The organism is Kocuria rhizosphaerae (assembly GCF_044462265.1).
GTDB classification, from domain to species: Bacteria; Actinomycetota; Actinomycetes; order Actinomycetales; family Micrococcaceae; genus Kocuria; species Kocuria rhizosphaerae.
The window spans coordinates 86,985-94,857 of the sequence record NZ_JBISWL010000055.1 but is presented as its reverse complement, the minus strand read 5'-3'; the positions used below and the strand labels follow the sequence as shown (position 1 = coordinate 94,857).

6 protein-coding genes and 1 pseudogene are annotated in these 7,873 nt (G+C 64.5%); 3 read left to right on the top strand and 4 right to left on the bottom strand.

Annotated elements, in window-relative coordinates:
• The first annotated feature begins 18 nt into the window (after positions 1 to 18).
• The 3 genes and pseudogenes from istA to ACH9EU_RS06630 all read left to right on the top strand — a co-directional run.
• Positions 19 to 1,617, top strand: coding sequence for an IS21 family transposase (gene istA / locus ACH9EU_RS06640; RefSeq protein ID WP_396412162.1), 1,599 nt, complete (start codon positions 19 to 21; stop codon positions 1,615 to 1,617).
• Complete coding sequence (gene istB, locus ACH9EU_RS06635; RefSeq protein ID WP_396413154.1) at positions 1,614 to 2,399, top strand: IS21-like element helper ATPase IstB; 786 nt, start codon at positions 1,614 to 1,616, stop codon at positions 2,397 to 2,399. The genes istA and istB overlap by 4 nt, the downstream gene beginning before the upstream one ends.
• 102 nt (positions 2,400 to 2,501) lie before the next feature.
• Positions 2,502 to 2,741, top strand: a pseudogene (locus tag ACH9EU_RS06630) (transposase); the annotation flags it as partial.
• A 286-nt stretch (positions 2,742 to 3,027) separates the two neighbouring features.
• Here ACH9EU_RS06630 and ACH9EU_RS06625 read toward each other — a convergent pair.
• From ACH9EU_RS06625 to ACH9EU_RS06610, 4 genes are all read right to left on the bottom strand, one after another.
• Positions 3,028 to 3,444, bottom strand: a complete 417-nt coding sequence (locus tag ACH9EU_RS06625; RefSeq protein ID WP_396413153.1) for a hypothetical protein — start codon at positions 3,442 to 3,444, stop codon at positions 3,028 to 3,030.
• Positions 3,445 to 3,497: 53 nt separating this feature from the next.
• Positions 3,498 to 5,555 (bottom strand): AAA family ATPase, encoded by a 2,058-nt coding sequence (locus ACH9EU_RS06620; protein WP_396413152.1) that lies wholly within the window; start codon positions 5,553 to 5,555, stop codon positions 3,498 to 3,500.
• Complete coding sequence (locus tag ACH9EU_RS06615) at positions 5,552 to 5,692, bottom strand: hypothetical protein (protein ID WP_396413151.1); 141 nt, start codon at positions 5,690 to 5,692, stop codon at positions 5,552 to 5,554. Before ACH9EU_RS06615 ends, ACH9EU_RS06620 begins: the two co-directional genes overlap by 4 nt.
• Positions 5,693 to 5,754: 62 nt before the next feature.
• Positions 5,755 to 7,821, bottom strand: coding sequence for a DEAD/DEAH box helicase family protein (locus ACH9EU_RS06610; RefSeq protein ID WP_396413150.1), 2,067 nt, complete (start codon positions 7,819 to 7,821; stop codon positions 5,755 to 5,757).
• Positions 7,822 to 7,873: the final 52 nt, after the last annotated feature.

The following is a 7,873-nucleotide window of genomic DNA, read 5'->3' as shown; positions in this document are numbered from 1 at the left end:
CACCCGCCGGAGGGACGCATGAAGAAGTCTGACAGGGAGATCATGGAAATTCTCGAAGCCTATGACGCCACCGGCTCGGCGCACTCGGCCGCGGCCCTGGCCGGGGTCGATCCGAAGACGGTCCGTCGCTACGCCGCCGCTCGGGACGCGGGCCGGCCGGTGACGGGGCCGGGTCGGCGTCCCCGGATGATCGACGTGCACCTGCCCAAGATCGAGGAGTGGGTGGAGCGTAGCCAGGGCACGGTCCGCGCCGACGTCGTCCACGCCCGCCTTGTCGCGGTCGGATTCTGCGGGACCGAGCGCACCACCCGGCGGGCGGTGGCGCAGGTCAAGGCGGCCTGGCGGGCCGGGCACCGGCGCACCTACCGGCCCTGGATCACCGAGCCGGGTTTGTGGCTGCAGTTCGACTGGGGCGAAGGCCCGAGGGTCCCCGGCCCCGACGGCACCCCGCGGCGCACCTGGCTGTTCTGCGCCTGGCTGGCGTGGTCGCGGTTCCGGGTGGTGATCCCGGTGTGGGACCAGACCCTGCCCACGTTGATCGGGTGCCTGGATGCGACCCTGACGAGGATCGGCGGGGTGCCCACCTACGTGCTCACCGACAACCCCAGGACCGTGACCGTCGATCACGTCGCCGGGGTGCCGGTGCGGCATCCGCAGATCGTTCAAGCCGGCCGGCACTACGGCACCCAGGTGCACACCTGCGTGCCCTACGACCCGGAGTCCAAGGGCGGGTCGGAGTCCACGGTGCGCATCGCCAAGGCCGACCTGGTGCCCACCGAGGCGAACCTGCGCGAGCACTACGCCTCCTTCGGGCAGCTCGAGGCCGCCTGTGCGGCGTTCTGCACCAAGGTCAACGGGCGCACCCACCGGGAGACGGCCCGGGTGCCCGACCAGGCGCTGGTCGAGGAGCAGCAGCGGTTGCACGTGCTCCCGGTCGCCCCGCACACGGCGACCCTGGGGGTGACCCGCACGGTGGGCACCGACCAGACCATCCGGTTCGGCTCGGTGCGCTACTCCACCCCGCCTGGACTCGTGGGAGCCGAGGTGTGGGTGCGGGTCGCCGGAGAGGAGCTGGTGGTCGTGGCCGACCTCGACACCCTCGCCGTGACCCCGGGCTGGGCTGCCGGGCGGGCCGGGCTCACCGAGGTCGCCCGCCACCGGCTCTCGACCCCGGGCAATCCGCGGATCGACCTGGCCCACTACCCCGACCACCCGCAGGACCCCGCCGGCGCCCCACGTCCGCCCCGGCCGAAGGCCCGGTCGGCGGCCGAGGCCGAGTTCCTGGCCCTGGGCGCCGGCGCCCAGGCCTGGCTGATCGAGGCCTCCGCGGCCGGGGCCACCCGGATCCGGGCGAAGATGGCCGCCGCCGTCGAGCTCGCCGCCCTCACCGGGGCCGGGCCCGTGGACGCCGCCCTCGGGATCGCCGCGGCCGCTGGGCGCTTCGGCGAGGGGGACCTGGCCGCGATCCTCGACCACCAGGCCACCGGGGCCACCGCCGCCGGGCTCGTGGCCGCCGACGAGACCCACTCCGCCCAGCCCGGCACCGCCGCCTGGGCCGCCTTCGGCGCCCCCACGACAACCAGCACAACCGACAGGACCGAGGAGACCGCCCGATGAACACGACCACCACCGCCCCGCCGGCCCCGCCGCTGCCCGAAGACCTCGCCGCGGTGCTCAAACGGATGCGGATGCCCTACCTGCGCGCGGCCGCCCCCGACGTGCTGGCCACCGCCCGCTCCCAACGCTGGGACCCCACCGAGGTGCTGCGGGTGCTGCTCGCCGAGGAAGCCCGTGGGCGCGACGAGGCCACCCGTACGGCCCGCCGCAAGGCCGCCGGCCTGCCCGCCGGGAAGACCTTCGACTCCTGGCGCGAGCACGACTCCTCGATCCCCGCACCGACCCAGTCCGCCCTGGCCACCCTCGAGTGGGTCGGTCGTGCCGAGAACCTCGCGATCTCCGGGCCCTCGGGCACCGGCAAGACCCACTTCGTCGAGGCCCTCGCCCACCACGTCATCGACGCCGGCATGCGGGTCTCCTGGTTCACCCTCGAGTCCCTCACCGCCGCGATCGGGCGCGCCGCCGTGGACGGCTCGATCAGCAAGACCATCAACCGCATCACCCGGGCCGAGCTCATCGTGGTCGACGACATCGGGATGCTGCCCTCCGGCCAAGCCGCCGCCGAGGCCTTCTACCGCCTCGTCGACGCGACCTACGAACGCCGCAGCCTCGCCGTCACTTCCAACATCCACCCGGCCGGGTTCGACACCATCATGCCCAAGACCCTGGCCACCGCCGCCGTCGACCGGCTCCTGCACCATGCCCACGTGATCATCACCGAGGGCACCTCGCTGCGGCTCACCGAGGCCACCGCCGGACGCGGGGTGGTCCCCTTGAGCTGACACCGGCAGGGAGATCAACTGACCGCGGACAGGGAGATCAACTGTCCGCCGGCAGGGAGATCACCTGACCGCCCACCGGGAAGTCCCGCTGACCGTTGACACCCGATCCCAGAGATCGCGAGGCTCGGTCGGACCCTGCGCCGCTGGAGAGCCGCGATCCTGGCCTACTTCGACACCGCCGGCGCCTCGAACGGACCGACAGAGGCGATCAACGGCGTGATCAAGACGATGCGCAGAGTCGCCCGCGGCTTCCGGAACTTCGACAACTACCGGCTACGCGCGCTGCTCGCCGCCAGCGGCCACCGGCCCTGGTGGAAGGCCCCTACCCATGCTCATTTGTGAAGGGCCGCGAAAGCCCGTTACCCATACTCAATTGTGAAGGGCCAATTAAGGATGGGCGCGTAGTTGAGGCATGTATTTAGCGGCCCGGCCCGGCCGAGGTGAAGTCCCTGAGGGACATTGCGCGAGCGGCGGCCGTCCTAACGCAAACGGCGAGGCAGCGTAACCGTACGGCTGACCGAACTGGTCGACGGGCGCCTCGGTGAAGCAGGAACGGAGATCGGGCAACGAGCACGCCGGCAACTTGCCGCCCTGGTCTGTCCCCAGTGGGGCGGGCTCTCCGGTCCGGTTAGCCCCATGTGACACCGCCGAGAAGGTCGTCGACCGACACTGGTTTGACCCCGCCATCGTCGTCGAACGCCTCAGTGACCAGGTCAAGAACTACCATCGCGGCTGGACGGTGCCGAACATTCACCTGTTCTTGAATGTACTCGAGTCCACCATTTGCATACTCCACAAATATTTTGACTCGCTCTTCTATGCGGGATGCATCCATGATTTCCGGATCATCGGTGACAACGTTGGCGACGATCATGTTGACAAGAGTTTCACTGAACGTTGGTGCTGTGAGGGTCTCATAGCGGATCGGGTCGCCAGCTGTCGCAGTGAATGGCACACGCCTCTCCTGGCGGAAACCGACGGCAGACGCGAAAATCAAAATATCCCTGAACGCAGGGAAGCGTGCTTCGTTCTGCAGCTCGATCATCAGGGCTTCGTGCTCCTGTGGCCGCCGGATACGGACGTCAATGGGTGCAGTTGTCACTTGATCACCTTCAGCTCGGAGTAGTCCGATTCAGCGGAGCGAATGTACGGGTACGACATACCCTCGAGTTCGATATCGTCGGCGACGCTGCCAGGCGCGGTGGTGTGGGTTTCAATGACTCCGAGGTGACTGACGTACGGCATTAGCTCGGTCACAACCTTGCCGAGCCCTTGGCTTTTGCTCACCAATACAACCAGTTGCGGCGCCATCTTGGCCAGCGCGCGGGACACGGTTTCCTGATAGTCCTGATCCAACGACCCAAAGGCGGCATCCATCACGATCGGATAGATACCGGCGTCTTCAGCAGCATGGCCTTCGGCCCGGCGCTCTTTGCGGATTTCCCGAGCGAGCTTGGAGACGGCGGCCACAAAACTCAAGCTGAGGATTTGGTTCTCCCCCGTCGACTTCGGCACGGGCAGTTCGACGCCTCCGATAGTCTTGTGAAGAGTCAATTCGAACCCCGAGCTGAGCTTCGGCACATGATTTTGGTGCGTAATGCTCCCGAAGACCGTTTTCAGCTCGGCGTCAAGTCGCCGGCGCATATCCTCCTCACGAATGGCGAGGATTTCCTCTAGGGCCTTCTTAACCGACTGAACAAGGTCTGAGCGAGTCCGTGCCTTGGCGGCGAGTTCGTCCGTAACTTCCGCCCGGGACCGCTCTTTGGTTCTCGTCTCCATGTCCTTGGCGATGGCCCGTAGTTCAGATTCGATGGCGCCCTTGCGCTGGTGCTTGGCGGCGATTCGGCTGTCGAGGTCCATCCGTTTGGTCTCCAGCTGCTGGATGTCTTCCATGCGGCTGTCGCGCAACTTGCCGTCTAGTTCAGATTTCCGTTCCTCAAGCCGGTCTACTCGGTCGCTCTCAGCAACGATGCGCTTCATCAGCGTGGCAAGAGATTGGCGCAGTTCATGCCGGGCGCCCGCGAGGGGAGCTATCTGGCCGCTGAGTCGTTGCCAGACCGTTTCAACGGCCTGCAGGCCTGCGCGCTGGCGCCATTCCTTGACATGCTCCCAAGGAACGGTGTGTTCATTTAACGGCGTCCCGCAGATGCAGGCGCCGTCATCGAGCAGTTGGTCCACGAACTCGCGCTTGAGTGGGGCTGGCAGTGCCCCCTTCTCATAGAGGCTGTCAGCCATGGCTTGGGTGTTCTCTCCGAGGGTGTCGGTGAAGGCCTGGAACCCACGGGTAGCGACTAGCGCGGCGCGCTCGGCGGTAGCCGCCTCGCGCGCAACCCGCGCCGCCTCCAATTCTTTGGTGACCTCATCACGCTCGGCTTGGATTGGTGCCGCTTCGGCGTGCTCTCGCAGCAAGTCGGTGACACCGTCGCGCTCCTCGGTCAGAGTCGCTAAATCGCTTTCGAGAACATGCAGATCCTCCCGAGCGGCGGTCTGCCGCTCGGTCAGTGTGTCGATGGCTTCCTGGATCCTAGTGGCTTTGTCACCACCGTGCCTTTTCAGCTCGTCCGTCAGTTTGCGATTTACCTTGGGGAGGTGGGCGATGGCCCGCTCGACTTGCTCCAGATCGAGCAGCACCTTGATATCCTTCTGGACTTCGGCGTAGGCACCCTTTTTGACTAAGTTCTCAATGCGCTCACCATTGAAGAAGAAAAAACGGCTGACTCCGCGGGGCAGAATGCTGTACACCGTTTCTTGGGGTGCGCCCACGATTTCCGACGAGCCGTCCGGCTTGGTCATCCACAGCTGGACTTCAGCGGAGGGCGCGCCCTGGTGGTCCGACTCCTTGCGTAGCATTGCGCTACGCAGCAGACGATAGTTGCGCCCCTCGTGCTCAAAGCACACTTCGACGGCAACTTCAGCGGACCCGCCGAGTGGTAGGTTCCGCCAGACGATGTCGGTAACCATGCGATCCTGCTGTTCAACATCGTCCGACATGGAGCCATAGAGGGCCCATGAGAAGGCGTTCAGGAAGGTTGTCTTGCCAGCGCCGTTGGCACCAAATAACAGCGAGACTGGCTTGATGCTGTCCGATCTCAGGTCAAAAGTCTGCGTACCCTGGAACTGACGAAGATTGGTCAACCTGATCGACTGGAGTTTCACGGGATGATCTCCTTCACTGCAGCCAGCAAGTCGTCGGTTGCTTCGTAGGCGGTGAGATGAAGCTTGGCCCGTTCGATCTCTAGCACACGCTTCAAAAGCGCCCGCTCCTCGCCAGTCAGCTCTTCGAGCACCGTCATTTCCGTACGTCCTTCGGTCACCTGATTCCCTCCAATGATGTGGCCTCTACCATCGTCCGCTCCTACATGTCCATGAGTTGGTAGCGCTCCTTAAGCGGGCGCAACACCTCGAGCGTGGTCTCGTAGTTGTTTGAAAGTTTCCCGAATTCGTTGGCCCTTTGGAGCTCGCGGGTCAGCAGAGCTCGTTCTACCGCGAAGTTGATGGGGGTCCCCGGCGGTGGGACCGCCAAGTAGTCGAGAATCTCGGCACGTTCCTTGCCCTCTGCCCGACGCAACAGTCGACCGCGGCGCTGGATGAACTGCCGAGGATTGCTGCTGCTGGCCAAGAGGTAGCCGGTCCGGGCGTCGGGAATGTCCACGCCTTCGTCTAGGCAACGCATAGCTACCAGGAGGCGGAGATCATCACCGGTGCTGAAGCGCCGAAGCAGCTTCTTCCGTTCGGGCCGTGGCGTCTCGGAGATGTAGGGGTGCGCCGAAAGGCCGAGTTCGTTGCCTACCAACTTCATGACATCGCGGAGCTGGTTGGGACCTTGGGGCTCTTCAGGATGGGTAGGGCGATGTCCCTCGGCACAGTAGACGAGCTGGAACCACGAGTCGCTCCGAGCGGATAGGTCTTCCCGCAGTGCTGCCAATTTGCCTTCGGCGTGCCCAAGCACCCCGGCCCGTTGTCGCAACAAGAAACCGAGTGGAGAGTCGGGATCGGCTTTGCCCAGCTCCTCGCCGGCCGCCATCCGAGTGGCAATCTGGGTGGTCAGATCGACGTACAAATCAGCCTCGTAGTCGTTCAGCTCAACTAGACGGGGCACGTAGAGGTACTGGGTCAGGGCACCCATCTTGATAGCCTGTCCAAGCCCTAGTTCAAATACGATCGGGCCGAAGTAGTCGATAAGTGCGTCGGTTCCCTCATCGTCGAACCAACGCTCAGGCGTGGCCGAAAGTGCCAGTCGGTAGGTGGCATTTTTTGGCAACGACGAGCGATAGGTCGACGAGCCAAGATTATGCGCTTCGTCAGCAATGACAAGAATCGGCTGCGTGATCCGTGACAACACCGACTGAAACTTATTGCCGGAAAACGACGCATTGGTAGCCACCATGGCCACTACTGGCCGCTGCCCCATACGAGCCTCGGCCAGCTGCTCTTCGACGATCGGCAACCACTTTTGGCTCGACTCGTACACCGCCACTGGTCGGACGCCGAAGCCCTGGACCTCAGTAATCCACTGGTCCACCAGGTGCTGAAGCGGGGCCACAATCAAAATGACCAGTGGCTGTTCGTGCTGCCGCAACACATTGCCGAGCTGTGTCGCCGCAATCATGGCGTTTTTGGTCTTGCCGGTACCGGTGGCCATCTTGAGAACTCCCCGTCCTCGGCGCGTCAACCACTCCTGCACGGCTTTCTTCTGGTAGTCACGCACCATCAGCCAGTTCGGGATGCTTAGCCGGGCTGGTTCCGAGACCCGAGCCACCGAGGGAGTGAGGGCATTGTCTCGTCCCGGCACGGGACGGTGAGGGCGCTCGCTCCCGAGCTTGATGAGGCGCTCCCGGACAACGTCAGGGAAACGCTCGACACTGAGATTCGGCGTCTGATTCGCCCACAGTGCCTGGAAGTCGGCCTCCAATCGGAGAGCGCGAGTGCCATCGCCGGCCACCCAGCCGCGGTATACCTCGACAGATTCGAAATTGGCCATCAGACCGCCGTAGGTCTCGTTGCTGCTGCCAGTGAATCCCACGAGGTCGCCTAGTCCATCGCGGAAGACACCGATTTTCTCGTGGTAGATCCCGACGCGCCCTTCGTGCTCGATGAACGCCAGCTTGATGTCCAATCGTCCCTCGGCAATGAGCCGGCCGAGCAAGCTCAGCCCGTCCAGCACAATGTCGCAGGACTCCATCTCCAGTTCGCGGATGGTGGCTCGCTCGATCACCTCGCGGACCCCATAGCCACGCTCGATGTCCATGATGTCGACTTCGTCGAGGTGGGGTGAAGCGATCAGGCGCATCGAGCCGCCCCGCTCGGCGAAAGCTTCGATACCCCTCGAATAAAGCGCCAGGCTCGTCGACGTGAAGTAGCCAACCGCCCGACTGTAGCTGCTGGCGACAGTAAACGCGGGCACGAAGAAGCTCGCGACCACATCCTCCTGATCACTGCGGTATCGATCGCTCAGCGCAAGGGAGCGAAGGCCG

What these genes read in the sequence shown, in the direction of transcription:
- istA (WP_396412162.1), top strand. Translation starts at nt 19, where the DNA reads ATGAAGAAGTCTGACAGGGAGATCATGGAAATTCTCGAAGCCTATGAC.
- istB (WP_396413154.1), top strand. Translation starts at nt 1,614, where the DNA reads ATGAACACGACCACCACCGCCCCGCCGGCCCCGCCGCTGCCCGAAGAC.
- ACH9EU_RS06625 (WP_396413153.1), bottom strand. Translation starts at nt 3,444, where the DNA reads ATGATCGAGCTGCAGAACGAAGCACGCTTCCCTGCGTTCAGGGATATT.
- ACH9EU_RS06615 (WP_396413151.1), bottom strand. Translation starts at nt 5,692, where the DNA reads ATGACGGTGCTCGAAGAGCTGACTGGCGAGGAGCGGGCGCTTTTGAAG.